Source organism: Oryzihumus sp., from assembly GCF_036391795.1.
Lineage (GTDB): Bacteria > Actinomycetota > Actinomycetes > Actinomycetales > Dermatophilaceae > Oryzihumus.
The window spans coordinates 1-23,934 of sequence record NZ_DASVZH010000206.1; the positions used below are offsets into that span (position 1 = coordinate 1).

Here is a 23,934-nt window from a genome sequence, read left to right on the forward strand (position 1 = left end):
CTGCCCAGCGTCGACGAGATCGTCACAGCTGCACCGCGGATTCCTGCTCACGCCTCGATACTTGACCCAGCTGTTAGTAAGCCGTAACTTACGGTAAGTGGAGACTAACTACGGGGGAGTGCTCTCGGCACTCGCGGACCCGACCCGGCGCGCCATCTATGAGCGAGTGGCGCAGTCCCCGTGCGCGGTCGGCGAGCTGGCGCGCGAACTTCCGGTCAGCCGCCCCGCGGTCTCCCAGCACCTCAAAGTGCTCAAGGAGGCAGGGCTGGTTCACGACCAGCCGGCGGGGACCCGACGGATCTACACCCTCGACCCCACCGGACTCCGGGCTATTCGCGAGTACTTCGAACAGTTCTGGTCCCGCTCCCTGGCAGCCTTCGCTGCTGCCGCCAGCAACCCACCCAAGGAGGAATCATGACCACCCAAACGCAGACAACGTCGGTGACCACGGAGATCGACGTCGAGGCACCGCTCGAGCATGCCTTCGCCGTTTTCACCGACGGCATCGGGACATGGTGGAACCCCAGCCACCACCTCCTCGACGGGGAGCTCACCAAGATGGTGTTCGACCCACACGTCGGAGGCAGCATCACCGACCACTACGCGGACGGACGCGAGTGCCGCTGGTCGCGGGTCCTGGCCTACGAACCACCAACCCGCGTGGTGTTCAGCTGGGACATCAACCTGCGGTGGCAACTGGAGACCGACCTGACGAAGACCAGTGAGGTCGAGGTGGCCTTCACGGCCCTTGACCCCGGGCGGACCCATGTCGTCCTTACCCACCGGCACCTTGACAGGCATGGCGACGGCTGGCCCAGCATGCGCGACGCGGTCGCCAGCGGCTGGAGCCTCGATGCGTACGCCGAAGCGGTGAAGCCCTGAACCTCATCCCCTGCCTGGCAGACGCACGAGTTCCGAACGGACAGTCGACGTCCCTTGGTCGCCATCGTCGCTGCCGGGTGGGGGCCTCCAACCTGGTGCTCGCAGCAGCGTCACGTGGCAGGCCAGGGCGGCCGCCTCGATTGGTCGAGTCTTGCTCGGCAAGAGGACCCGCCTTCGCGGCTGCACCCGAAGCCCTCTCCCGAGGGACCGCCAAGCCTCACGCCACAGCTCCTCCGCACGGAGCACCCCTCCGTCCCCCTGTCCCTTTGGCCCCTAGGTCGTCACCCCTACCTCACCCCTGACAGTCCGTCGATCCACTGTCGATCCACAGCATCCGCACCCCGCGGCGAGAACGGTTCTACTGGGCCACGGTGTTGTGCACCTTCGCCTTGGGTGCGGCGGCCGGTGACAGACGGCCTCGACCATGCACCTTGGGTATTTCGCCTCCGGGGTGCTCTTCGCGGCCGTGATCGCCGTCCCCGCCCTGACGACGCCGCCGACGTTGGTCCCGAGGACGGCTAGAACCACGGCCGTGTCCCGGCTCCTGCTCGCCTGCCCGCCACTTCTATGGTGGCCGAACACACGGTGACCTCGCAGAAGCTGCACTCGTCCGGCCCTGTCATGCGCACTCCTGAGGTCCCTTGGCTCACCCTCTGTCCAAGCGCCCGGCCCCAGGCGGGGGTGTTCTTACGCTTTTGGCAGGTGCTCACATCGTTGTCCCGAAGGCCTCCTCGAGGTCGGCTCCGAGGCGATGGGCAAGCACGCGCACGTCGGTACGTTGCCGCAGGGCTCCGGGGGCCGGTCCTCGGGTCCGGCGGGCCGTGGCTACGGCTGACGGCCCAGGAGCCCAACGAGGCGGTCGATGGCAGGCGCGCTGTCCTCGACGGTTACTGGCGGCGCGAACGGCGAGCGCCCGGCAGGGACTTGCGCCAGAAGCGCGGCGGAGACTTCGCGGGCCCTTTCGGCGACGGCGGGGTTGCAGACGTAGTGCTGCCCGGTGGCCTTGGCCACGTCCCAGCCGTGGACGAGCGCCTCCACCGTCGCGATCTTCGTGGCGACCTCGGCGGGCACGGTGCCGAATGGGATGGTCACCATGCGATCCGGGCTGGCCGCGCTTGCTGCCTCGAGCAGCCGCGCGGAGGCCGCTTTGTACGTCTCCACGGTGTCCGTCGAGCCGTTGGGCCCGCCGTCCTGCGGCTCTTCCAAGGATGCTCCGAAGGCCTCGCCGAATGTGACGAGCATGCGAAGCAGGTGGTCGCGGACTTGGGCGACCGACCAGTCTTCGCATGGCGTGCTGAGCCCGAGTTGTTTCGCGTGCAGCTGGCTGAGCACCTTTCCGGTGGCCTCTATCGATTGCGCGAGGTCCGCTGTGCGCGCGTTGGTCATGTTCTCCCCCTTCTGCTCGGTACAGCCCGCTCAGCATCGCACCTTCCCGACGGCGGGGGCGGGAATCGCGCGAAGGTTCCGACGCGGCCAGCTGCGAGTTGTGTGCCGCTTGCTGGGTTGTCGCAGGCGACCCCCGACTGGCTGATCGCCGACAACGGTGACGCGCTGCCGGCCTCCGTCGTTGAGGAGATCACGCGCGCCGGCGGTCTGGTGGCGTCTGATGCCGGGGTCATGGTGGCCGCCGACCTCTGGCTCTTTCGGGCGTTCCGCAGGGCGGGTGGCTCTGAGCGCCCATCAGCGCGTGCCTCTGACATCGGCCAGAGCCGTCCGGGGGCTCTGCTGTTGAAGGGTGCTTACCGGTCAGCGCGGGTTTCGTGCCTGCACGACGATCGCGAGCCAGAACCCGACGGCCGCGGCCAGACCGATCAGCGCAAGCGCTCCGTGCCTGAACCCCGGCACGGTGACAACGAGAGCGACGTTGATCGGTGCGGCTACGGCGACGGCCACTAGCAGCCAGTGGCCTGCCCGTCTGGGTGCGGCGCTCACCGTTCCTTTGTACTCCGGAAGGCGTCACCGCGGCTCAGCTGCGGCCGATCAGAGCCTCGGCGCAAGCCTGAATGCCGTGGCCTGACTGGAGGGCGGCTGGGATGCCAGAGGAGCCAGCATCGGGTGATAGTTCCCTCGGCTAGCATGCAACCGGCGTGCGGAGCTCGACGTGTGAGAGGGCGGTGGTGGGCATGTCAGCCGAACCTCCCAGTACCACCGCGGTCCGGAGCCTGCTGCCGGCACGGTAGACACCTCTGATCCGCCGCCCAGCGCCCCTGGGGTCCCTCGCACGGGAGACCGGTGCGTTGATCTTGCCTGGAGCCGTCTTGACCGACTCTTTCCCGCCGAAGAGGCACAGTCCCGCCGTCGATGCGCTGCGTCGTCGGTCGGCGGCCCGTGCCGGGCGCCTGACGACCAACCGCGCGGTGCGCCAGGCGATCGTCAGCGTGGCCGGGCTGGTGGGCGCTCCGGTGCTGAACCAGGCCGAGCAGCAGGTGGGCAAGGTCATCGACGTGGTGGCGCGTATCCACGGCGATGACCGCTACCCGCCGGTGACCGGGATCCTCGTGCGTGTTGGCCGACGCTCCAGCTTCTTGGATGCCGACAAGATCGGCCACGTCGATCACCGGTTGGTGCACCTGAAGACGGCCCAGATGGACCTGCGCGACTTCACCCGACGCCCAGGGGAGGTGCTGCTGGCCAAGGACGTCCTGGATCACCAGCTGGTCGACGTCGACGGGCGCCAGGTCATCCGCGCGGCCGACCTGTACCTCGCCCCAGCCGACGGCCGCATCCGCCTGGTGGGCCTGGATGTCAGCATGGCGAGCCTGGTCCGCAGGCTCGGTCCACGCGCTCTGCGAGGCCGGCCCACGCCGGAGCGGGTCATCGACTGGGACGCGGTGGCGCCCTTCGGGGAGGAGCTCATCACCGGGCCGGCCACGGTGCAGCTGCGGGCAGGTCACGAGGACCTGCAGCGGCTGCGGCCGGGGGAGCTGGCCGACCTGCTCGAGGACCTCGGCCGCCCGGCTCGGCAGGAGCTGTTGGCCACCCTCGACCCGGCCACGGTGGCCGACGCGCTCGAGGAGATGGACCCCGACGAGCTCGAGGCCCTGCTGCGCGAGGCGGACCCGGCCCGGGCGGCGGTCCTCGTTGCCGCGATGGAGCCGGACGAGGCCGTCGATGCGCTGCGCGATCTGAGTGAGGCCGAGCGCGCCGACATCCTTTCCCGGATTCCGCCCGAGCAGGCTCAGGCGTTGGCGCGGCTGTTGACCTACCGAGAGAACACGGCCGGGGGGTTCATGACCACGGTCTTGGTCACGGCGAGCCTTACCCACACCGTGGGAGAGGTGGAGCGGATCGTGGCTGGCTTCCGGGAGCACCGCGACGAGGTCGACGCCGTGCTGATCCTCGACGAGGGCCGGCTGCTGGCCGACCTGCCGCTGTTCGACCTCGTGGCGCACCCCGACGACCAGCTCATCGGTGACGTGCTGATCGAGGAAGGACATCCGGAGCCCCTCACCGTGGCGCCCGATGCCAGCGTCGCCGACGTCGCCGAGCGGCTCGTGGAGAACCGTCGATCTTCCCTGCTGGTCGTCGACGAGACCGGGGCCCCCCTGGGGCGGATCCTGGCCGATGACGTGGTCGATGCCCTACTGCCCGAACGCGGTCGGTTGCACTTCCCGAGGTTGCTGCAGTGACTGCCCGGGACCGCGCGCCCGTCCCCGCCGGGGCCGGTACGGCCGACTCGAACGTCATCGGGCATGCCGGCCCTGTGTCCCACCCTCCTGAGCCGCCGGAGCGCCCGAGCTGGTGGCGCCGGGTCCCGGGCACCCGGCGGCTACTGGCGTACATGGCGATCGCGGGGCCGGGCATCATCGCCGCGAATGCCGGCAATGACGCTGCTGGTATCGCCACGTACTCCAGCGCGGGCAGCCAGTTCGTCTACCGCACCCTGTTCTTCATGGTGCTGGTCACCGTCGCGCTGGTCCTCGTGCAGGAGATGTCGGTGCGGCTCGGAGCGTTCACCGGCAAGGGGCTGGCCGCGCTGATTCGTGAGCAGTTCAGCCTGCGGCTCACGGCGCTGGCGTTGTTCTGCGTCCTGCTGGCCAACACCGGCCTGGTGGTCAGCGAGTTCGCCGGGATCGGGGCCGCGTTCGAGCTCTTCGGCGTCAACCGTTACCTCGTCATCCCGCCGGCTGCTGTGGCGATCTGGGCGCTGGTGCTGTTCGGGTCATACCGATACGCCGAACGCATCTTCCTCGTCCTGTCGCTGGCCTTTCTCGCCTACCCCATCGCCGCGATCCTCGGGCACCCCGACTGGGGGCAGGTCGGCGCGAACCTGGCGTGGCCCCACTTCGTGCTCTCCAAGGACTTCCTGCTGCTGGGTGTCGCGCTCATCGGGACCACCGTCAGCCCGTACATGCAGCTGTACGCCGCAGCCGGTGTCGTCGACCGCGGCGCAGGCCCCGACCGCTACCGTGACGCCCGCCTGGACGCCGTCTCCGGCGCAATCTTCGCCTGCATCATCAGCGTCACGATCATCGTTGCCACCGGCGCGACCATCGGCGGACGCGGACCCCTGGACTCAGCCAAGGAAGCCGCCGAGGCGCTGCGTCCCGTCGCCGGCAACGGTGCCGAACTGCTCTTCGCCGTCGGACTGCTGGGGGCCAGCGCCCTGGCCGGTGCCGTCGTACCGCTGTCCAGCAGTTACGCCATCAGCGAGGCAGTTGGCGTCGAACGATCCGTGTCCCGACGATTCCGCGAAGCACCGGTGTTCCTAGGGCTGTTTACCTTCCAGATCTTCCTCGGCGCGGCCGTCGCCCTCACGCCGGTCAACCTGATCAGCCTGCTGATCGGCACCCAGGTCCTGCAAGGCATCGTCACCCCTGTCGTGCTGGTCTACATCCTCGTCCTGGCCAACCGGCGCGACCTCCTGGGCGACGCCGTCAACAAGCCTCTCTTCCGCGTGGTCGCGACCCTTGCCGTCGCGGCCATCAGCGCCATGTCCCTGTTGCTCCTCGGGCAGACCGTGCTCGGCCTCCTCGGGGTCGGCACTTAAGCCGTGCTCCGGGTCCTGGCCGCGGGGTCGTGGGGTCTCGCTCTTCGCGAGGTGCGCGCGAACCACACATCAGGGATGTCGTAGACCGGTCGGCCGACGTTTCTGGAGGCCGCCCTCGCTGAGGAGCTGACTGTCGAGCTGACAGGTGCCCTGGGATGACATCCAGCCCCGGTGAGGTGGGTGAACGGGCGACGCGCCGAGGGGGACCGCCCTTCGGGCGTACCCGAACGGCGACGTGAAGTCGACGGCGTGCTGATCCCGCTGACTACCCCGGAAGCCGATCCTGCAGGCGAACTTGTCGTTGCCTCGGATTCTGCTGAAAGCGCCTACGACGCGTGGCGACCCACGCGATACTCCATTGGCGCACGGGACCGATCGCAGCAGGGAGCGTTCATGGCACTGCGGTTCAACAGCCCGCCCAACTGGCCGACGCCGCCGTCCCCGGAATGGCGACCCGCTCCGGGGTGGCAGCCGGGCGAGGACTGGCCGCCGGCTCCAAAGGGGTGGCAGCTCAGGGTGGAGCCAGAGGGTGCTCGTCCTGTTCCCTGGGTCCGCCAGCACCTGATTGCCCTCACCGCCGCCGGAGGGCTCTTCACGTTCCTGCTCACCCTTGTCGTCATGGGGACGGTCGCTGGGCCGCTGCCGCACACGACGAACGTGTCAGCGCCGGCCGCACTGAGTGCCGGCCCGCCGGCCGCTTCCCCTTCATTGACGACGCGAAGGGCCACACGGGCGCCGGCCGTGTCGTCGGTGACCTCTGCGCCCAAGTCGGTTGCCACAGCCAAGCCGGCGAGGCGTTCGGCACCGAGTCCCGCGGTCTCCGTGGTGGCCAGCCTCACGGACGTCAAAGGCGCCGCGCATGAGGGATGCGTGACGTTTGAGTCCGCCGTTGCGCCAGTCATCCGACAGAACGTCAAGGCACACGACCTCGCACCGATAATCCGAATCGGCATGGGCCAGCCGGCCAGAGGCGGAGCCGCCGAACCGAACGCTCCCTGGTTCCTCGTGGACAACCACTTCATGATGGCGGCCGGCAGCGACGCGACCTACCAGCCGCTGGCGGATGCCTGGTCACAACTGGCGACGGACATCACCGGCCTCGACCCGACAGGAGACCTGTCCGGGCTGACAACCGACGCGCAGGCCGTCACCCAACAGTGCGGGGTACTGCACGCCCTGTGGTGACTACGCCGTTGGGGCCATCGTCGCTCCCCGACACCCCTGGTGCAGAGCCGGCTACTCGGATCCAGCGTCAGTGCCCGTGTACGGCCTGGGGTCTCACGGCTCAGCGCTGGAGCATCAGCTCCATGGCCCACTCAGGCTGGCGGGTGTCGCCGACGGGGCCGTACTCCTCGACCCACGGCTTGAGGTCCAGGATGGGAGTGCCGTGAATGGCGTCCAGGCCGGCCACCTTCACGTCCAGACCGTCGATGCTCATGATCCTGCACCGGGACACACCGATCCGGTTGGGACGTGCCCTGCACCGGTGGGCGAACACCCCGACCAGCGGCCAGTCCTCGCGCCCGTGGGGCCGGTCGGCGGTGGTCACCACCATGGCGGGGTCGACCTGGTCGAACACGTAGACGACCTCGAGGTGGGTGAAGTCCTCCAGCCCGGCGACCACGTCGGTCGTGAACTGGGTGCCGTCCAGCCGGATGACGGCGGTGGTCTGTTCCCACTCGCCGTCGTCGGGGTCGGACAGGCCGCCGATGACCTGACCGACCGACGTGACTGCATACATTCGTGCGCTCACTGCGGAGCTCGCCTCCTTGGATGAGTGGCCAGCCTCCCTGAACCGCGTTCGCCGTCATAGGACGCTGGTCACGCAGGAAGCCGGCGCGGCCCGAGCGCAACAGCGTGCCGCCTCGCGCACGTCACCGATGGGTGCCACAGTCCGTTCATCGCACGTGGACAGCCTTGGGAGAAGTCGTGAGTGAGTACCCGGAGTTCCCGCACCAGGCCCCGCCGACCGGTCCGTACCAGCCGCAGCCTGAGAACGGGCTCGGCCTGGCCGCGATGATCGTGGGTATCGCCAGCTTCGTCATGCTGGCCCCGCTCAGCTCCACGGCAGCCATCATCCTGGGCATCATGGGCCTCGGGCGGGCCAGGCAGGGGCGTGCCACCAACCGTGGTCAGGCGCTTGCCGGGCTCATCTGCGGGATCGTCACGCTCGTCCTGGGCCTGGTCGGCCTCATGATCCTGATCGCGGTCCTCTCAGCACGGCACGGCAGCTCGACTCACTGACGTCTTCGTCCCGAGCACCAGCCGGCGGCCATTCACGACGGGCGAGCCGCCTTTCAGCCGCGCAACAGACCGACCCTAGCCAGGTGTGCTCCATCGCTAGTTGGTGGAGAGCCGCTGTCCACCGTTCGCGGCACCCTTCCTCGTCGTTTCGGCTTACGCCTCAAGGAATGTCTCCCCGCAGAATGGACGGCATCCACGAAGACTGGGCCGCGGCTAGGAGTAGCCAAAATGAGCATCAAACGCAGAACCATCATGGTCGGCGTCATCACCGCAGCAGGTGCATTCGGCCTGGCACCCATCGCCAACGCCGCCCCCATCGGAACCACCACGGTCACGATTGCCGCCCGGCCCAACCCGGCAACCTCGACAGCCCCGGTCGGTCTGTCCTCGAAGGTCAAGCCGACGATCTGGGTCACCCACCCGACCGGGACAGTCTGCTTCTACAGCGGCACGTCAACGACCGCGCTCGCCTGTGGGACGTTGAAGCTGTCGTCCAACAACATCATGGTCACTCACGTGAAGGTGACCCTCGCGGCGGGAACCTACTCGATCGTCGCGAAGTACTCCGGCGACAACAACTACCTCCCCAACAGCTCCAAGACCATCACCCTTGTCGTGACCTGAGGCCAACCGGTCTCACGACCTGCGCCAATCACTGCCTCATCACGGCCGGACCCGCACCGGCTGAGCCCTGAGGTGCGAGCGATGTTTGCACGGATGTGAACTGACCACCGACAAGGAGCCCTTGGCCGATGGGTATAGCGCCCTTCGAGTTGAGGTGAGGTGGGGCATCCGCCTGAACACAAGGCCCTTCGAAGAGGTGGAGGGCTTTGGAGGCGGTGAACTCTCTGCGGTTGCAGGTGTGCCTCAGGGGGCGGGCTCTCCGCGAGACCATGTCCGGAGGAGGGACGCCGCCAGGCGTTGTGGTTCGACCCGATGTGGTGGGTCGAAGTGGTGGCGCCCCTCGAACACTTCGAGCTGGAAGTCGGGGAAGACCGTGCCCAGCCGATCGGCTACCTCGCCGTAGTCATCGGGATTGCTCAGGCTGCCCAAGGCGAAGTAGACCGGCTGGGTGAACCGGGTCAGGGCCTCGCGGTCCAGGTCGTAGGTGGCGAAGGTCCGCAAGAACGCCCGGATGCCGGCGGGCCGCTTGGCCATCCACGGCGGCGGGGGTTGGCCGCCCGGAGGTGGCCCCAGGGTCACTTCCGGGCGCACCCCGAGGCGCATGAATGCACCCATGAACTCCTGGGGTGGCAGTTGTTCCAGCTGTGAGTACTGCTGCCACAGTTCGCGGTGGGCGGGGCTCCAGCCCCAGTTGCCGGCCCAAGCCGGCTCCAGCAGGGTCAGGCTGTGCAGGCGCTGCGGGTGATGGGCGGTGAACGCCAGTCCTGCTGCGCCGCCGCCGGAGTAACCCACGAGGTGGAAGCGCTCCCAGCCTCGGGCGTCGGCCTCGCGCAGCACACCGTCGACCTCGGTGTCGAGGCTGTAGTCCGCCGGAGGCTCGTCTGTGGCGTACAGCTCCAGGTCCTTGGCCACGGCGCTGATCCGGTCACCCAGCTCGGCCAGCAGGGCACCGTAGGCCAGGTCGGCCGGCAACACGCTCCCGGGGAGGAGGAGCACCCGGAACTGTTCCATGGCAACTACGGTGACACCCGAGGGCTTGGCTCGCCTCGTCCGTGCGGGGGAGGCGTCGTCCTGCCGGCTCGCAGCAATGGCAGGCCCGACGCGCGGCTTGCGCTTGCCTGATCGGATTGTCGGCCCCTTCGCCGCAACGCCACAGGCCCCCGCCGTTCCGGCGGGGGCCTGTGGCGTGTAGCGGATCGGGTCAGCCGCGCGTGGGCAGGTCGGTCAGCGTCCGGGTGCCCTCGATCCGAACGGCCTGCAGCTGGCGCGGGTCCAGGCCGAGCAGTCGCAGGATGGTGGGCGCGATCTGGGTGGTCTCCACGGGGCTCGTCACGCGGGCACCGTGACCGCCGGGGCCGGACACCACGAGGGCCACATCACGGTCCTGGGGGTCGGCGCCGCCGTGCTCGGCGATCTTGGACGTGCCACCGGTGTAAACCACGCCGTGCTGGACGATGCCGACGATGTCGGGGTGCGCAGCCTCGTTCACCCCGGTCCCGAAGAACCGTGCGGCGTCCGTGCCGGCGTACGCGGCCGTGAGCCCGGAGGAGGTCAGGGTGCGGGGGGCGCCGTTGATGTCGTGGCCGGTGACCGGGTGGGAGAGCAGCCAGTCGCGGACGAACGTGGCGGCTGCCTCTGAGCGGTCGCTCAGCCACAGCTGCATGATGTCGTCGTCGGTGCTGAAGGACACGAGGTCGCCGGTGCCCGGGTGGTCGGCGGCCCACGCCTTGTTGATCCCGTCGATGATCGGGGCGTCGGGTACGCGGGTGAGCTCGGCCGGCTTGGTCGGGGACTGCCCGTGCTTGGCTGACAGCATGACCATGGTCGAACCGCTCAGGTGCTGCGCGGCGATCTCGTGCTCCAGCTGCCCGACCGAGGCGTTGACGAAGTCCAGCGCCCTGGCCAGGACCGGGCCGGGGGTGACGCCGTCGGCGAGGTAGCCGCCGGGCTGGCCGCCGGAGGTCGGCAGCTTCTGCGCCGTCGAGACGGACTGGAAGTTCATGCCGAAGACGGCCGGGACGCCCGCGCGCTGGCGACGGGAGTGGTCGAAGCCGTCGATCTCGTTCAGGACCGCGCGCACCTTGTAGCCGTCGTACTGCCGGGTGGCGGCGTTGTCCTGGGTCCAGTCGGTGCCACTGGCGTAACCCGTGGCGTCGCTGTTGATCTCCGGGGTGAAGAGGTCGTCCAGACCGTTGCCCGATGGGCCGTTCAGAATCTCGTAGGCCGGGTGCTTGTCCGACCAGGCGGTGCGCAGCCCGGCCTTCTTGGCCACCTCGAACACCGTGTTGACCTTGAGCGCCTGGTGCGGCAGGACCGGCCTACAGGTGCGCGGGTCGACCGGGAGCGTGGCCGGGTTGAGCAGGGTCTGCGGGCGCCCGGTCATCTGCAGGATGTCTCCGGGCAGGTTCTTCAGGCCCTGACCGGCGTCCAGGCGGCTCTGGTCCTTGTCGGCGGCCTCGGTGAACGCGACCTCGGCGCCGGGCTTGGCGCCCGTGCAGTTCTTGGTGCCGGCCGGGAGCAGGGCGTGGTTCCACGTGTCGTCGTAGTAGATCCCCGTGGTGCGCGGGTTCCCACCGGTGAGCTGGCCGATCATGCCGGGGAAGGAGTCCGAGGGCACCGGTGTCTGCGCGTGGGTGTAGCTCGTGCCGGTGCCGACGAGGCGGGCGAGCGCCGAGGAGGGGTGGGCGCGCACGTAGCGGTCGAGGTCGCTCTGGTGTAGCCCGTCGACCGAGAGCAGCAGGACGTGGCGGGTGCCGGAGCGCTGGCCGGACGCGGTCCGGGTGGCGGCGTGGGCCACACCCGTCCCGACGGCGACGACGGCGGCGAGGGTCGCCGCGGCGAAGGTAGCGGTACGCCTGGAAGTGGTCATGGCCGAAGTCAGTCGATCCACGGCGACGGCTGGTGCTCGCACGGGCGAACGTGGGGCGACGGTTCGTCGACGACTTGGTGCCACATAGCCGGGCTGTGAGCCTGCTGTGGTAGTGGAGTGAGCTCGTCCCGCCCGGGCGGCGGTGACTGCCTGGCCTCACGCCCACCCCAAGCATGCTTCATCCCCCGTGACGTGTTGTCGCCGTGCGCCTGGGCAGCGACCTCAGCCGGCAGCGTGCGCGCGGTGACTTCGGACTCTGGTGACCCCCGGGTGCCGTCACGCCGTGCTGACCCGAACCCTTGCGGGCTCACCCGCGCGTCACCGGTGCTGATTCCTGCTGAAGTCGGCGGCCGTGATGTCCCCGCGCTCCTGCGCCCGGGCGGCGACGAGCCATATTGCCTGCTCCGCGTCCAAGGGCTCGATGTCGCTGACGGTCACCTCGCCCTTGGCCAAGGCGAGCACGATCGGGTTGAGCAGTGCCAGCTCGGCTTCGTCGCGCTGTCTCAGGGCGCGGCGAATGCGGCTGGGAAGGTCCAGCGTCGTGGCGGTGGGCTCAGCGCTACTGCCCCGGTCGTCGGAGGCCATGGCTGTCGGGTTCACGGACTCAACCGTGGACCTCCTGGGTAAGCGCCCTTCGACATGGGGATGAACGAGACCCAGCGCGATGGTGTTCGTTGGGGGCCTTCCTCATGTCCAGGCCCGTCTGGTCTGTCACGCATGTGTGTGACCCGTACAGCTCAGCACCCGTGCACACCAGGACCGCATGCGACCCGGAGTCGACGGCCGTCAAAGGGGGTCGCACCACCATGGGCGCGACCCCCTTTGACGACGGGTCCCGAGGGTGCCGTTCCTAGTTGGGGGCTCCGATCGGGGTTCCGGAGTTCTGGACGGCGTAGCCGGTGTACGTGCCGGATCCGCCCAGGTCCGGGGCGTCATGGCTGTAGGCGATGTGGGCCCAGCCGGACTGGTCGGTGTCGATTCCGAAGTCGTCGTAGAGCTGGCGCCCGGTCGTGCAGTTCAGGCCGCCCTCGCAGACGGGACCGCGGTGGACGGGCATGAGCTTCGACGGGCTGCGCCACCCGGAGGTCTTCCCGGTGAGGTTCTGAGTGAAGTAGACAGACCACGTCGGGCTGGCGGTCTTGTCCGGCGTGCCGTAGTAGACGAGGTCGACCCCGGAGTTGGTCGCGACAAGCCAGGGCTCGATGGCCTGGGTGGTGTTCTTGCTCACCGGGCCGGAGCACGACCATGTCTTGCCGTGGTCGCGCGAGGTGGCCGTGAAGACGTTCTTGTCATTGGACGCCGCGTACCACAGGGTGCCGTTGGGTGCGACAGAGACGTTGGGGAACTGGTGGTCCAGGCTGCCGCCCCAGGAGGTGGAGCACGCGATCGGGTTGTCGGTCCAGGTGTGGCCGCCGTCGCTGGACACCGCCAGGAACGCCTCGTTGTTGCTCGACCCGGACGAGTCGCTCGGGGCGACGAAGGACTGGTAGGCGTCGAAGGGGGACGCGGCGGTGCCGGTGCCGCTGTTGTGGTCGATGACCAGGTTGCCCAGTTCGTTGGCCCCGGCCTTGTAGTCGGTGGCCGGGATGGCCTGGGAGATCTGCGTATAGGTCTGCCCGCCGTTGTCGGAGCGGAGAACGTCGATGTTGTCGGTGGCGATGTCGTGATAGGTCAGCAGCGAGGTGTCTGCGCCGTAGGCGGCGATCCACTCGCGGTCGTCGACGGGGAGTCCGCCTTGGACCGGGGTCTGGGTCCAGGTCTTGCCGTTGTCGGTGGAGGTGGCGACGTTGACCGAGGCGAGGTTGAGGCTGCTGGTATAGATGCGGCGGGTACCGGCCGCGGACTTCAGCGGGGCGAAGGCGGTGTCGATGTCGCCACCGGAGGCGCCCACCCCGCTGACGGCGTTGGGTTGGCCGTCGTACGTCAGGGCACAGGGGGAGGCGCTGTTGGTCCCGCCCACCTGGGTGCCGGTCCAGTACTGGCTGCCGCCGCCCAGGCCATCCTCGCTGCCGAGGCCAACGAGGTTGTCCTTGGAGACGTGAATGGCCGGCTCGCCCGCCTGGTTGGTACCGCAGCCGGCCTGCCCGACGGTGGCGCCCTGAAGCTCCCCGTAGGCGAAGCCGCCCGCCGTGCCGCCGGTCGCGGCCAGGGCCGAGCCGGCGGCGGCCAGGCCCAGCGTGAGGGCTGCGGCCGTAGCGGCCAGCACCCCTGATCGTTTCCCAAACCGCAGACTTCCCATCGAGGTTCCTCTCCGAGGTTGTCGGTCTGCTGCGCGCCGGTCAGGAGTCCCGGCCTCGTGCCCGGCTCCATTCGTCCGGGGCGCAGCGTGTAGCCCGTGAGACGCGGCCACGTCCAGCAGGCCACGTCTGGCCAACGAGGCGCACCCCTTTGGGGTGACGGCTGCGGCCCAGGGAGATCGGGCTGCGGCAGGTAGTGGTCGATGACAAAGGGCCGGAACCCCCGCGCGGGGGTTCCGGCCCGTTGTTCCTGTCGTGCAGTGCCCCGTCGTCAGCGGCCCAACGGCTGACCCGATCTGGGGTCGAGGAACAGCTTGGGGGAGCGGTTCACGTCGGTGCCGTTGAAGGCGAACATGTTCGTCAAGGTGCCGGCCTTGTCGTCGAAGGAGGAGTTGCCCACCCGGCCGGTGTGCCAGTTGTCCTCGACGAAGCGCAGGATCGAGCTCTGGTCCGTGACGGTGTGGTCGACGAAGTTGGCCTTGGCCCACGGCGAGATGACGAGCAACGGCAGGCGCGGGCCGTAGCCGCACCGGTCCTGGTAGCCGCCGGCCACGCGGTCGGCGCGCGTGCCGCAGCTGGCGTCCCCGGTCAGGGCGTCGTGCGCCGGGTCCGTGGACTGGTTGACGATCGGACCCATCTGGTGGTCGTACCAGCCGTCGGAGTCGTCGTAGGCGATGACGACTGCTGTGTCCTTCCAGTCCGGCGTGCGCTGGAGGTGGTTGATGGTGTCAACAACGAAGCGCTGCTCGTCCAGCGGCGTGGAGTAGCCGGCGTGGCCGTCCTGATAGGCCGCCGCCTTGAGGAAGCTGACCGCCGGCAGCTGGTGCGCACCCACCGCCGACCAGAAGTCCTTCAGGTCGTACTGGTGGTTGGCTGGGCCGTCGTGGCCGATCTCGGCGGCGGAGGCCGGGCGGGTGTGCTTGAGGTTGGCCGTGCTCGGGAAGAACTGGAACGGCTCGTGGTGCGGGATGTAGTCCTTGCTGCTTACGCCCGCGACGTCGGAATGCGTCGCGCTGCAGTCGTCGAAACCGCCCTGGAACCAGCCCCAGCTGACCTTCTTCGCGTTGAGCAGGTCGCCGATGTTCTTGTTCCGGTCGTCCACCGAGGCGGAGGTGTCACGGGTGTCGCAGACGTCGCCGGTCGGCTGGGGGTCTCCGATGACGGTGCCGCTGCTCGCGGGCACCGTCTCGCCGTCGGCGCTGAACCCGTGGGTCTGGCCGGAGACCAGGTTGAGCGCGCCGGGCGTGGAGGGGCCGAAGGTCGTGCCGTAGGAGTTGTCGCTCATGGCGAAGTGCTGGGCGTAGTTCCACATGCCGGTGACGGTGTTGCCGTCGTAGTAGCCCATGACCAGGCCCTTGCCCTTGCCGTAGTCGGTGCAGCTGCCCGCACCGCGGCCGACGGTCTCGACGAACCGGTCCATCAGGCCGGAGTCGAAGGCCTTCTGCTCCGCGGTGTAGCTGTGGTCCTGGTCGCAGGTCTGGGCCTGTGACCGGGCGAGACGGAAGGGCTGGACGGAGTTGGGGTTGTTGGGCGCCATGAGCCCCGGGCCGAGCCCGTTGACGGTCGGAGTGTTAGGCGTAGGGGTAAAACGTGGCTCGCCAGCAGGGTTGGCGGCCTTGGGGTAGGTCGCGAAGTAGTGGTCGAACGAGACGTTCTCCTGGTAGATGACCACCAGGTGCTTGATCGGCGTCGTGGTGGATGCGACAACCGGCGCGGCGGCGGTGCCGGGGGTGTGGCCGGTGGCCATCGCGGGCACCGCCGCGGCGACCAGGGCCAGCGAGCCGGCGGCCGCGGCCAGGGGGACGCGCAGTCCCCGGCGCTGTCGGGTGGACGTCATGCGAGCTCCTCGAGTCAGGCGGCCGCGTCAGCCTGCGACCAGCAGCGATGCTCACACCTGAGACCCACTGGATGTTTCGTCCGTCATGTCGCGGAGGTGAACCTCGACCGAACTCTCGTGGGGCGCGGGAGCCGGGTACTACGGCGTCAGGGGTCGGCCGCCACGGGAGGGTTAGGGTCGGGACGTACGGGTGCGCCTGAGCCCGGACGCCGACTCGCTGGCCTGCCTCACCCGGCGCGGATGACCACCCGGATCCGGGCCACGGGGCTCAGCCATGACTCGAGGAGGTGGACACCGATGATCCGGTGGTCACGTTGGCCCGTCGTCGCCGGATGGGCCGCCTCGGCGACGCTGGTCGTGGCCCTGCTGGTGCTTCTCAGCGGAGTCCCGGTGGGACCGGGCGGCGGGGCTGGGGCGTCGAGGCCGCTGCCCAGTGCGAACCTCAGCGTGCTCGTGGGTGCATCAGGGCTGCGCTGGGCCGACGTGAGCCCTGGGACTACCCCGACATTGGCGCGTCTGACCCAAACGGCCGCTGTCGCCAGCCTTTCGGTCGCGGGGCAGGGATCCTCACGTTGCATCGGGGGTGGGTGGGCGACCCTGTCCGCCGGCGTCGTGTCCGGCCCGGGCCCGGCCGTGTGCCCACCCGCGCCGGCGCAGGTGGGCGCCGCTCAGGTGGTGCCTGGCTGGGGAACGTACCTGTCCAGCGCCCGACGCGGTCCGTTTCATGCCCAGCCGGGGCTGCTCGGGCAGGCCCTTCACGATGGTGACGTTGCGGTTGCCACGGTCGGTGGCTACGCCGCGGTAGGGGGCGCTGACCGGTCAGGGCATCCGGTTGGGTCCGACGTTCTCGCCGTGGACGATGCCTCCTTGGCCCGGCAGGTCGCGGCCGCGGTGCGCCGGCTGCACGGACAGCGCACTGAGGGACGTGCACGACGAGCGGCGATGCTGATCGACCTTGGGTCCTTGACTGCACAAGACCCCTTTGAGCGGGCCCGTCAGGCGCGTGCTCTGGACGGTCGTGCTGCCTCGGTGGTGTCGGCGCTGCCCCGGACGGCGAGCGTGGTGCTGTCCTCCCTGGCAGAGCCCGGACCGACACCGCACCTGCAGGTGCTGGCGGTACACCTGCCGCAGCCGGTCCCCGGCGCGGTCCTGAGCAGCGCGTCTACCCGGCAACCCGGCCTGGCTCAGCTCACAGACGTGCCGGCCACGCTCCTGGCCATCCTGGGCGTGCACGAGCCGACCGGCTTCTCCGGCCGTCCGCTCACCATGGCCAGGTCTTCGACGCCCAGCCGGCAGGCCGGCTCCTCGGAGATGGCCGCTGCGGACCGCGCCGCAACCACGGTGATGGCCACCGTGCCCTGGTTCTTCACCGGTGTCGTCCTCGCCCAGCTGCTCATCCTGATCGGCGTCGGTTGGGGCCTCCAGCGGCACAGTCAGCACCTCAGCAGGAACGCAGCCGTGCGCCTTCGCCGAGTCGGCCACGGAACCGCTTTGGTGGGGGCCGCGGTGCCCGCCGGCACGTTCCTGGCCAACCTGGCGCCGTGGTGGACCACCGCCCACCCCTCGGTCACGCTCACCGTCGCGGCATGCACCGCCTCCTGCGTGGTCGCGATCGCGGCCGCGCGGGGCCCCTGGCGGAGGCACCCGTGGGGTCCGGCAGCCGCGGTGGCGGCGTTCACCTGCGTGCTGCTGATCATCGACTTCCTCACGGGTTCTCGTCTGCAGGTCGACAGTCTGCTGGGGCTGCAACCCCTGATCGGCGGCCGCTATTACGGGGTGGGCAACGTGGCCCTGGGGGTGCAGGTCACCGCCGCGCTGCTCCTGGCAGCTGCCCTGGCCTCACCGGCGGTCGGAAGGGGGTATCGCGGCCTGCCCGTCGTGGTCGTTGCCCTCGTCGCGCTGCCGCTGATCGTCGTGGACTCAGGCCCCACCTGGGGCGCCAAGTTCGGTGCGATCCCGGTTCTCGTCCCGGCCTTCGCCGTGCTGGCGCTGCGGCTGGGCCGGCTCAGGGTCACCGCACTGAAGGCGGCGGTCATCGCGGGGCTGTCGGTGCTGCTGCTTGCCGCCGCCTGCCTCGTGGACTACCTGCGCCCCGCGCCGCAACGCGGCCACCTGGGCCAGTTCGTCCAGACGTTGCTGGACGGTCAGGCCGGGCCGATCGTGGCCCGTAAGGCCGGCCAGGACCTCGACCTGCTGCTGACTGCCCCCTTGGCCTTCCTCATCCCGGTGGGTCTGGTCGCCGTCAGCGTGGTGGTTCACGACCCAGGCCGGTGGCACCTGCCCGCACTGGCGCGCACCCAGGTGCGACTCCCCACCCTGCGTCCTGCCCTGGGAGCGCTGCTCGTGGCGCTGTGCGTGGGGCTTGTCGGTAACGACACCGGAGTAGCCATCCCGGCAGTCTCCGCCCTGGTCGTGCTACCAGTGTTGGCGGCATTGACCCTGCACCCCGGCGCGCAGCCCGAGGCAGAGCGGCAATGACCACCTCTACCATGCCCAGAACCCGGCGGTCCCTGCGCATTCGACCGTTGGTGGATTAGCCCTGCTCGTCGCCACGGCCGTTGCCGCCCGTCTGGGACTGGGAGGGCGCCTTACCGGATTGCCGATGACCGCGCGTTGCTGTTCAGGCGCGGGCGCCCCGCATCGCAACCAGCAGCGCCGTACCCAGATGTTCGTGGGCGAACGGAGGCAGCTCCTCGGGCCGGAACCAGCGGATCTCGTCATGTTCGTCGGGAGCGACGTTCGTCGGCGTTCCCTGCCACGCGCCGACAAACCAGGCGCTGAGGCGTACGGGCTCCCCTTCGCGGCCTATGTCCAGGCGGCACAGATGAATCGCCGAGCCTCCTGCTATCTGCACGCCGAGTTCCTCGTGCATCTCCCTCGTGAGCGCAGCCAGCTCTGTCTCGCCTGTCTCGACGTGTCCGCCGGGCAGATCCCACGCACCCGGGTAGGCGAGGCGGTTCGGACTCCGGTGGACGAGGAGGACTTGACCTTCGCGAACCAGCGCCGCAACAACCACCTCGGGCATGGGTGGATTAGAGCACGGCCATCCGACCAACCAGACGTCCTGAACTGCCGCTGTCCGCGCGATCATGCCGAGAGTCGTCTGCCTTGACTGGCACGTCTGCTATCCGCAACGTGACGCACTCCTCCGAGGCAGCGCGGGAATGGGTACTGCTCGAGGAGAGGATCGACCTGCCTCGCGCGTGCCTGGTCGACCGGCAACCTCGGGCCACAACGAGTCCCAGAGGCGAAGCTGAGAACGGCCGAAACCCTGGTAGGCATCCAATCTTGATTGCCGGGGCAACACGCGTCTGGTGTTGCGTGAGGATCGCGGCACGGCGTGGACAATTGGTAGCGGTCGAAGCTGGGAGAGGGCAGGGGATTGACAGGCAAGGTGGTGCGCGCCGCGCTGGGCGTGCTGGTCGTCGTGTGCGCCGCGGGATGTTCGACCGGTTCGGGACCGGCGCACCCGGCGGCACAGCCCGCAAGCAGCGGCAAGGGGCCGGCCGTGGTCGGCGGCGCCGCGCGGCAGCGCCCGTGGGTGGTGCCGACCCTTCCGATGGACTGCTCCCGGCAGAACCTCGACATTCAGCAGATCACACCGGTCCCCGGCCCGGTCCAGGGCGCAGCTGTGGTCATCGTCCGCTGCGGCGACCTGATAGGTTCACCGCCGTCCTCAGCGTTCCTCCTGACGCGGTCCAGCTCGACCGCGAAGCCCGTGGTGGCGCAACGCTTGCTCTCCGATGACGAGCAAGCGATCGCCGTGCATGTCACCTCGAACGCCGAGCAGGTGGTGCTGCGCGCTCAGACATGGTCAGCGGATGCGCCGCGGTGCTGTCCTGACCGGTGGCTGGTGCGTGGGTTCCGGTGGCTGGGGCAGCGGCTGGTGCCGTCTGCGCGCCAGTCGGGTCCGGCTGGATCCAGTCCCGCCTGACGGCCGCCCGCGCCGGGGTGTCGGGCGGGGGTCCGCCGCCGAGACGTTGGTCCTCGGCGCGCGCGCCCGTCACGGGCCGTCGACGAGTTGGCTGCGCGAGGGCTGTGGACTTACGAGAGCTGAAGCGCAAGGCCTGCCACTGCTGGCCGTGTTCCTGTGCATCGGATGACCACCGGCGCGTGCATCCGGCCAACTTCGGCTCTCGGTCGTACGGTGGCCGCCCGCCGGACCGTTGGCCAGGCGGATCGTTCGAAGGTGAAGAGAGGTGCTGGTGCCCACGCGGTACGAAGTGTCGCGCGAGGGCGGCGGCTCACGAGCAGGCAGCCGCGCTGCGGAAGGGGTCCCCGGAGTGGTCGTTCGGGTTCGGATGTGGCTGCGCGAGCGCACCGCGTCGCCGACGTTCACCTACCACCTCATCCTCGGCGTGCTTGTCAGTCTGCTGTGTCTCGGCTTGGTGATGGTGTTGTCGGCATCCAGCGTGACGTCATACGGCGCGACGCACTCGTCGTTCACGGTCTTCTTCAACCAGGCACGGTTCGCAGGGCTCGGCGTGGTCGCGGCGTTCGTCGCGAGTCGGTTCACGGTCCGGCTGTGGAAGCGGATCGCGCGCCTGTCCCTGATCGTGACGATCGTGCTCGAGCTACTCGTGTACTCGCCCCTGGGTGTGCGCATCCAGGGCAACCGCAACTGGATCCACGTGGCGGGGCAGAGCATCCAGCCATCGGAGTTCATCAAGGTCGGCCTGATCCTCTTCGGCGCCGTGACCCTGGCCCAGCAGCGCCGCCGGCTTCACCTCCTCAAGGACGCCCTCGTGCCCTTCGTGCTCCCCGGCGCCACGATCCCCCTCGTGATGGTCGTCGGCGGCCACGACCTCGGCACCGGCTTGGTCATGCTGGGCATCGTGGCGACCATGCTGTGGGCCGCCGGCGTGCCAGCGCGCCTGTTCACGTTGACCGGTGCCGGCTTCGCAGGAGGCGCAGCGGTCATGGCCATCACCAGCCCGAACCGGATGCGCCGCATCCACACCTGGCTCGGTGGGACGTGCACCGACCCCACCGGCACCTGCTGGCAGTCCATCCATGGCCAGTACGCGCTCGCGGACGGCGGATGGTGGGGCGTGGGGCTGGGAGCCTCGCGGGAGAAGTGGTACTGGCTCCCTGAGGCGCACAACGACTTCATCTTCGCGATCATCGGCGAGGAGCTGGGTGTCCCCGGCACCCTGGTCGTGCTCGTCCTGTTCTCCGCATTGGCGTACGCGTGCTACCGGCTTGTGACGCGTCTGGATGACCCGTTCGTGCGGATCGCCAGCGCCGGCGTGATGGCGTGGGTGGTTGGTCAGGCCATCATCAACGTCGGATCGGTCATTGGGTTGTTGCCGGTCATCGGGGTTCCGTTGCCGCTGGTGTCCGCCGGTGGGTCGGCGCTGGTGACGACGATGTTCGCGTTCGGGATGCTGTTGTCGTTCGCGCGGACCGAACCTCGGTGCGTTGACGCGCTGGAGGCAGGCGCGAGGACGTGGGTGGGTCGCAGGCTGAACCGGATCAACCGATTGGACCCGTCTGCGCGGTCACGAGGTCATGAGCGTTCTGCATCGTGCTGAGGGGCCTTGGTGCGCCAACCCGGTGGGCGCCTCAGGTGACTGCCAGCGGAGACTCCAGGACCTCGGGGTAGCGTCGTGGAGTTGGAGCGCCGCGCGTGAGGAGATCGACCAGTGACACGTCCTCGCCCTGATCGAGCGCGTCCGGCGGCGATCCTGACGTTTCTCGCTGCTGCCCTGAGTGCGCTGGTGTCGCTGGCTCCTGCCGCTTCGGCCTCCACCGGCCAGCCTATCGGCGGCCCGCAGCTTGGATCACCAGGCCTGGTCGTCGACCCCGCCGCGCCAGCCCTGCCGCAGGGAATCACGGCGAAGGGGTGGCTCCTCGCCGACGCGGACACTGGGGACGTCCTCGCGGCCCGTGACCCGCACGGAGGGTTCACGCCCGCCTCAACCCTGAAGCTGTTGACCGCCGTCACTGAGCTTCCCCGCCTGGACCCCGGACGTCTGGTGCGTCCTGACCCTGCAGACCTGATCGTGGACGGCAACAAGGCCCCGCTGGATCCAGGGACGTCCTATCCGGTGAAGGACCTGTTCGCCTACCTGATCCTGCGCAGCGCCAACGACGCCGCCAACGTCATCGCCCACCTGGACGGCAGCCGCGCCGACACCCTGGCCCGGATGAACGCCCAAGCCCGCCGGCTCCACGCTGACGACACCAGAGCAATGACGCCGAACGGTCTCGACGCCCCCAGCCAGCAGTCCTCGGCCTACGACCTCGCGCTCATCGGCAGGGCCGCACTCGCCCTCCCCGAACTGGCGCGGCTGGCCGGCACTTCCAGAATGGTCGTGACCGGCGATGGCGGCCGGCCGAGGACGATCGTTGCCGAGAACAAGCTTCTCGAGCGTTATCCAGGGGCGATCGGCATGAAGACCGGCTACACGGTGCGCTCCGGGGGCACCTTCGTCGGAGTCGCACGAAGGGGCGGTCACACCCTGATCCTGACGTTGCTGCACGCCACGCCGCATTACTACCCGGAGGCGGAGCACCTCCTGGACTGGGGCTTCGCGGCGCTCGGGCACGTGCACCCGATCGGCACGCTCGTGAGCCCCCAAGCCGCCCGGGCGGTGGCAGCCGGACGCGCCCCTCTGGCGGCCTCGGCCACGGCCGTGCCTGCGCCTGCTCTCCCGAGATGGGCGACCGTTGTGGCTTGGTTCCTGGGAGGGTTTGCAGCCTTGCTCGTGGGGCTGCGGGTCCGGGCCGTGCGACGCCGTCGGGCGCACCAGAGACGGGCGCGCCACCGCGCCCGCCGACCGCGCTCACGTTGACCGCTCGACCGGTGATCCAGCGGCTGCGCGGGCTGCGCAGGGATCGATCATCTGCCTGGGTGGAGGCCTCGCGGTGGACGACCCGAAAGCTCGGGTACGCGGTGCTCAGGTGGTGCAGGAGCCGGTTGACCTGATCGCCCCGTGACTGGTGTGGTCACCAGTGCCGGGTGTCAGCTCCTGCAGGAGGGGCGCTGAACCACCGAGGTTTACGAGCCGAGGCCGCCCCCAGGACGGCACACAGGAGCAGGACCTCAGCTGGTTTGTTGGAAGCCGGCTCCGTCCCAGCGCCAGGCCAGTTGTCGGTGAATGTCAGGGCAGCAGTTGGGTACGCCGGGGGAGGACCGGGCGCCCCAGGTGATGATCCGTCGCCCGGCGACGCGCACCGAGGCGGCCTGCCACTGCTGGCCGTTCAGCAGGGTGTCCAGCAGTTGCGGTCGGTCGGACAGCGGCGCTGGGCTGAACACATACAGCTGGCTGGGCATTGTTCCCGTAGTCGTGTCGCAACGAGCCAGCACCACGGCATCGGGGACCCCGTCGCCGGAGACGTCTTGCGTGACCACCCGCAGGACCGTGTTGGGAAGCCCGCCGCACGAGGGGCTGCGAGTGATGGCTCGCCACGGCATCGCAGCCAGCTCCTGCGCGACCCCGTCCGAGCCCAGTCGCTCCGGGTTCGTGCGGCTCTCCTGATTGGTTGAGCTCGGGATGACAACGGCGCGCCCACCGGCTGACGGAGCCGGCCGAACAGGGGAAGGTTGACCCCCCGCAGCGCCCAGGATGATGAGTAACGCCCCCGCGCAGGAGATCCAGATGCGGTGGCCAGTCGAACCGCAGGCGGCCTCGACACTCACGCTGTCCCCTTTACCACCGATGCCTCGACCTCACTTGTCAGGCCCGTCGCAAGCCTTCCAGCCAATGGCGAGGACCGCATCCGGGCGGCGATGGCCACCCCACATCGACCTGGCCATGGTGGCCGCCGCGTCCTCCTGCCGACGTCGAAACCGCACACGCTTCAGCCACGCGGACGGCCGCGCCCCAGCCGGGCGTCGCCCTGTCGAGGCGCCCAGGGGTACCACGGACCCGGCAGTGCAGCGGTGGAGTCCTGACTGGGTGCGTCCCATCTCCCGGGGCCCCGGTGTCCGCTCATGCCGATGATCGTGCGTACGACCTGTCCGTCGCGGGAATACGATTGACGGCGTGCCCGCATCCCTTGAGGAGTGGTGGCCTCGGTTGCCGCAGGCGACCCGCGACTGGCTGATCGCCAACAACGGCGACGCACTGACGGCTTCAGTCGTTGAGGAGATCACGCGCGCCGGCGGTCAGGTGGCGTCTGATGCTTGGTGGGTCGGCCAGAGCGGTCCGACGGGCTTCTACCTGTCGGACGAGGCTGTCGACTGGATCGAAGAGGTCGCCAACGGGGAGGTCCCCGGGCCCCGACGCGACAGGTGAGTCAACCG

The 23,934-nt window shown here is 69.3% G+C and carries 22 protein-coding genes; 13 read left to right on the plus strand and 9 right to left on the minus strand.

Features of this window, described 5'->3' with window-relative positions:
- The first annotated feature begins 97 nt into the window (after positions 1 to 97).
- Complete coding sequence (locus VF825_RS12700) at positions 98 to 418, plus strand: metalloregulator ArsR/SmtB family transcription factor (protein WP_331113821.1); 321 nt, start codon at positions 98 to 100, stop codon at positions 416 to 418.
- Positions 415 to 882, plus strand: a complete 468-nt coding sequence (locus tag VF825_RS12705) for an SRPBCC family protein (protein WP_331113823.1) — start codon at positions 415 to 417, stop codon at positions 880 to 882. Before VF825_RS12700 ends, VF825_RS12705 begins: the two co-directional genes overlap by 4 nt.
- Before the next feature lie 825 nt (positions 883 to 1,707).
- Here the strand turns inward: VF825_RS12705 and VF825_RS12710 are convergent.
- Positions 1,708 to 2,268: a TIGR03086 family metal-binding protein gene (locus tag VF825_RS12710; protein ID WP_331113824.1), complete on the minus strand. Its 561-nt coding sequence runs from the start codon at positions 2,266 to 2,268 to the stop codon at positions 1,708 to 1,710.
- Between the two features lie 117 nt (positions 2,269 to 2,385).
- On the opposite strand from VF825_RS12710, the gene VF825_RS12715 reads away from it, so the two are divergent.
- The 4 genes from VF825_RS12715 to VF825_RS12730 all read left to right on the plus strand — a co-directional run bounded on the left by VF825_RS12715 (position 2,386) and on the right by VF825_RS12730 (position 7,057).
- Positions 2,386 to 2,778 carry a hypothetical protein gene (locus tag VF825_RS12715; protein ID WP_331113827.1) on the plus strand — a complete coding sequence of 131 codons (393 nt, stop codon included), beginning with the start codon at positions 2,386 to 2,388 and terminating at the stop codon, positions 2,776 to 2,778.
- Positions 2,779 to 3,140: 362 nt separating this feature from the next.
- The gene (locus VF825_RS12720; RefSeq protein WP_331113829.1) at positions 3,141 to 4,511 is read left to right on the plus strand and encodes a magnesium transporter MgtE N-terminal domain-containing protein; all 1,371 of its coding nucleotides are present in this window, start codon (positions 3,141 to 3,143) and stop codon (positions 4,509 to 4,511) included.
- Between the two features lie 152 nt (positions 4,512 to 4,663).
- Complete coding sequence (locus VF825_RS12725; RefSeq protein ID WP_331113831.1) at positions 4,664 to 5,872, plus strand: divalent metal cation transporter; 1,209 nt, start codon at positions 4,664 to 4,666, stop codon at positions 5,870 to 5,872.
- An 825-nt stretch (positions 5,873 to 6,697) separates the two neighbouring features.
- Positions 6,698 to 7,057 carry a hypothetical protein gene (locus VF825_RS12730; RefSeq protein WP_331113833.1) on the plus strand — a complete coding sequence of 120 codons (360 nt, stop codon included), beginning with the start codon at positions 6,698 to 6,700 and terminating at the stop codon, positions 7,055 to 7,057.
- Positions 7,058 to 7,157: 100 nt separating this feature from the next.
- Here VF825_RS12730 and VF825_RS12735 read toward each other — a convergent pair whose 3' ends face one another.
- On the minus strand, positions 7,158 to 7,613 hold the full coding sequence (locus VF825_RS12735) for a TrmO family methyltransferase domain-containing protein (protein ID WP_331113835.1): 456 nt from the start codon (positions 7,611 to 7,613) through the stop codon (positions 7,158 to 7,160).
- Positions 7,614 to 7,801: 188 nt separating this feature from the next.
- Here VF825_RS12735 and VF825_RS12740 point away from each other — a divergent pair, with 188 nt between their 5' ends.
- Complete coding sequence (locus VF825_RS12740; RefSeq protein WP_331113837.1) at positions 7,802 to 8,116, plus strand: DUF4190 domain-containing protein; 315 nt, start codon at positions 7,802 to 7,804, stop codon at positions 8,114 to 8,116.
- 228 nt (positions 8,117 to 8,344) lie between these two features.
- Positions 8,345 to 8,740: an Ig-like domain-containing protein gene (locus VF825_RS12745; RefSeq protein WP_331113839.1), complete on the plus strand. Its 396-nt coding sequence runs from the start codon at positions 8,345 to 8,347 to the stop codon at positions 8,738 to 8,740.
- A 243-nt stretch (positions 8,741 to 8,983) separates the two neighbouring features.
- Here the strand turns inward: VF825_RS12745 and VF825_RS12750 are convergent, their stop codons facing one another.
- From VF825_RS12750 to VF825_RS12770, 5 genes are all read right to left on the minus strand, one after another.
- Positions 8,984 to 9,751: an alpha/beta hydrolase gene (locus tag VF825_RS12750; RefSeq protein ID WP_331113841.1), complete on the minus strand. Its 768-nt coding sequence runs from the start codon at positions 9,749 to 9,751 to the stop codon at positions 8,984 to 8,986.
- A 190-nt stretch (positions 9,752 to 9,941) separates the two neighbouring features.
- Positions 9,942 to 11,609, minus strand: a complete 1,668-nt coding sequence (locus VF825_RS12755) for an alkaline phosphatase family protein (RefSeq protein ID WP_331113843.1) — start codon at positions 11,607 to 11,609, stop codon at positions 9,942 to 9,944.
- Between the two features lie 318 nt (positions 11,610 to 11,927).
- A complete protein-coding gene (locus tag VF825_RS12760) occupies positions 11,928 to 12,209 on the minus strand; it encodes a hypothetical protein (protein ID WP_331113845.1) in 282 nt (93 codons plus the stop codon).
- Positions 12,210 to 12,459: 250 nt separating this feature from the next.
- Positions 12,460 to 13,815 (minus strand): sialidase family protein, encoded by a 1,356-nt coding sequence (locus VF825_RS12765; RefSeq protein WP_331113846.1) that lies wholly within the window; start codon positions 13,813 to 13,815, stop codon positions 12,460 to 12,462.
- A 302-nt stretch (positions 13,816 to 14,117) separates the two neighbouring features.
- Entirely contained in the window at positions 14,118 to 15,683 is a 1,566-nt protein-coding gene (locus tag VF825_RS12770; RefSeq protein WP_331113848.1) for an alkaline phosphatase family protein, read from the minus strand.
- A gap of 612 nt (positions 15,684 to 16,295) precedes the next feature.
- Between VF825_RS12770 and VF825_RS12775 the strand changes: the two genes are divergently transcribed.
- Complete coding sequence (locus VF825_RS12775) at positions 16,296 to 18,161, plus strand: hypothetical protein (RefSeq protein WP_331113850.1); 1,866 nt, start codon at positions 16,296 to 16,298, stop codon at positions 18,159 to 18,161.
- Positions 18,162 to 18,303: 142 nt separating this feature from the next.
- Here VF825_RS12775 and VF825_RS12780 read toward each other — a convergent pair whose 3' ends face one another.
- Positions 18,304 to 18,708: an NUDIX domain-containing protein gene (locus VF825_RS12780; RefSeq protein WP_331113852.1), complete on the minus strand. Its 405-nt coding sequence runs from the start codon at positions 18,706 to 18,708 to the stop codon at positions 18,304 to 18,306.
- A gap of 357 nt (positions 18,709 to 19,065) precedes the next feature.
- Between VF825_RS12780 and VF825_RS12785 the strand changes: the two genes are divergently transcribed.
- The 3 genes from VF825_RS12785 (at position 19,066) to VF825_RS12795 (ending at position 22,480) form a co-directional block, all read left to right on the plus strand.
- Complete coding sequence (locus VF825_RS12785) at positions 19,066 to 19,617, plus strand: hypothetical protein (RefSeq protein WP_331113854.1); 552 nt, start codon at positions 19,066 to 19,068, stop codon at positions 19,615 to 19,617.
- Between the two features lie 265 nt (positions 19,618 to 19,882).
- Positions 19,883 to 21,217 (plus strand): putative lipid II flippase FtsW, encoded by a 1,335-nt coding sequence (gene ftsW / locus VF825_RS12790; RefSeq protein ID WP_331113857.1) that lies wholly within the window; start codon positions 19,883 to 19,885, stop codon positions 21,215 to 21,217.
- A gap of 186 nt (positions 21,218 to 21,403) precedes the next feature.
- On the plus strand, positions 21,404 to 22,480 hold the full coding sequence (locus VF825_RS12795; RefSeq protein WP_331113859.1) for a D-alanyl-D-alanine carboxypeptidase family protein: 1,077 nt from the start codon (positions 21,404 to 21,406) through the stop codon (positions 22,478 to 22,480).
- Positions 22,481 to 22,731: 251 nt separating this feature from the next.
- Here the strand turns inward: VF825_RS12795 and VF825_RS12800 are convergent, their stop codons facing one another.
- Complete coding sequence (locus VF825_RS12800) at positions 22,732 to 23,040, minus strand: hypothetical protein (RefSeq protein WP_331113861.1); 309 nt, start codon at positions 23,038 to 23,040, stop codon at positions 22,732 to 22,734.
- Positions 23,041 to 23,674: 634 nt separating this feature from the next.
- Between VF825_RS12800 and VF825_RS12805 the strand changes: the two genes are divergently transcribed.
- Positions 23,675 to 23,926 (plus strand): hypothetical protein, encoded by a 252-nt coding sequence (locus tag VF825_RS12805; protein WP_331113863.1) that lies wholly within the window; start codon positions 23,675 to 23,677, stop codon positions 23,924 to 23,926.
- Positions 23,927 to 23,934 lie beyond the last annotated feature (8 nt).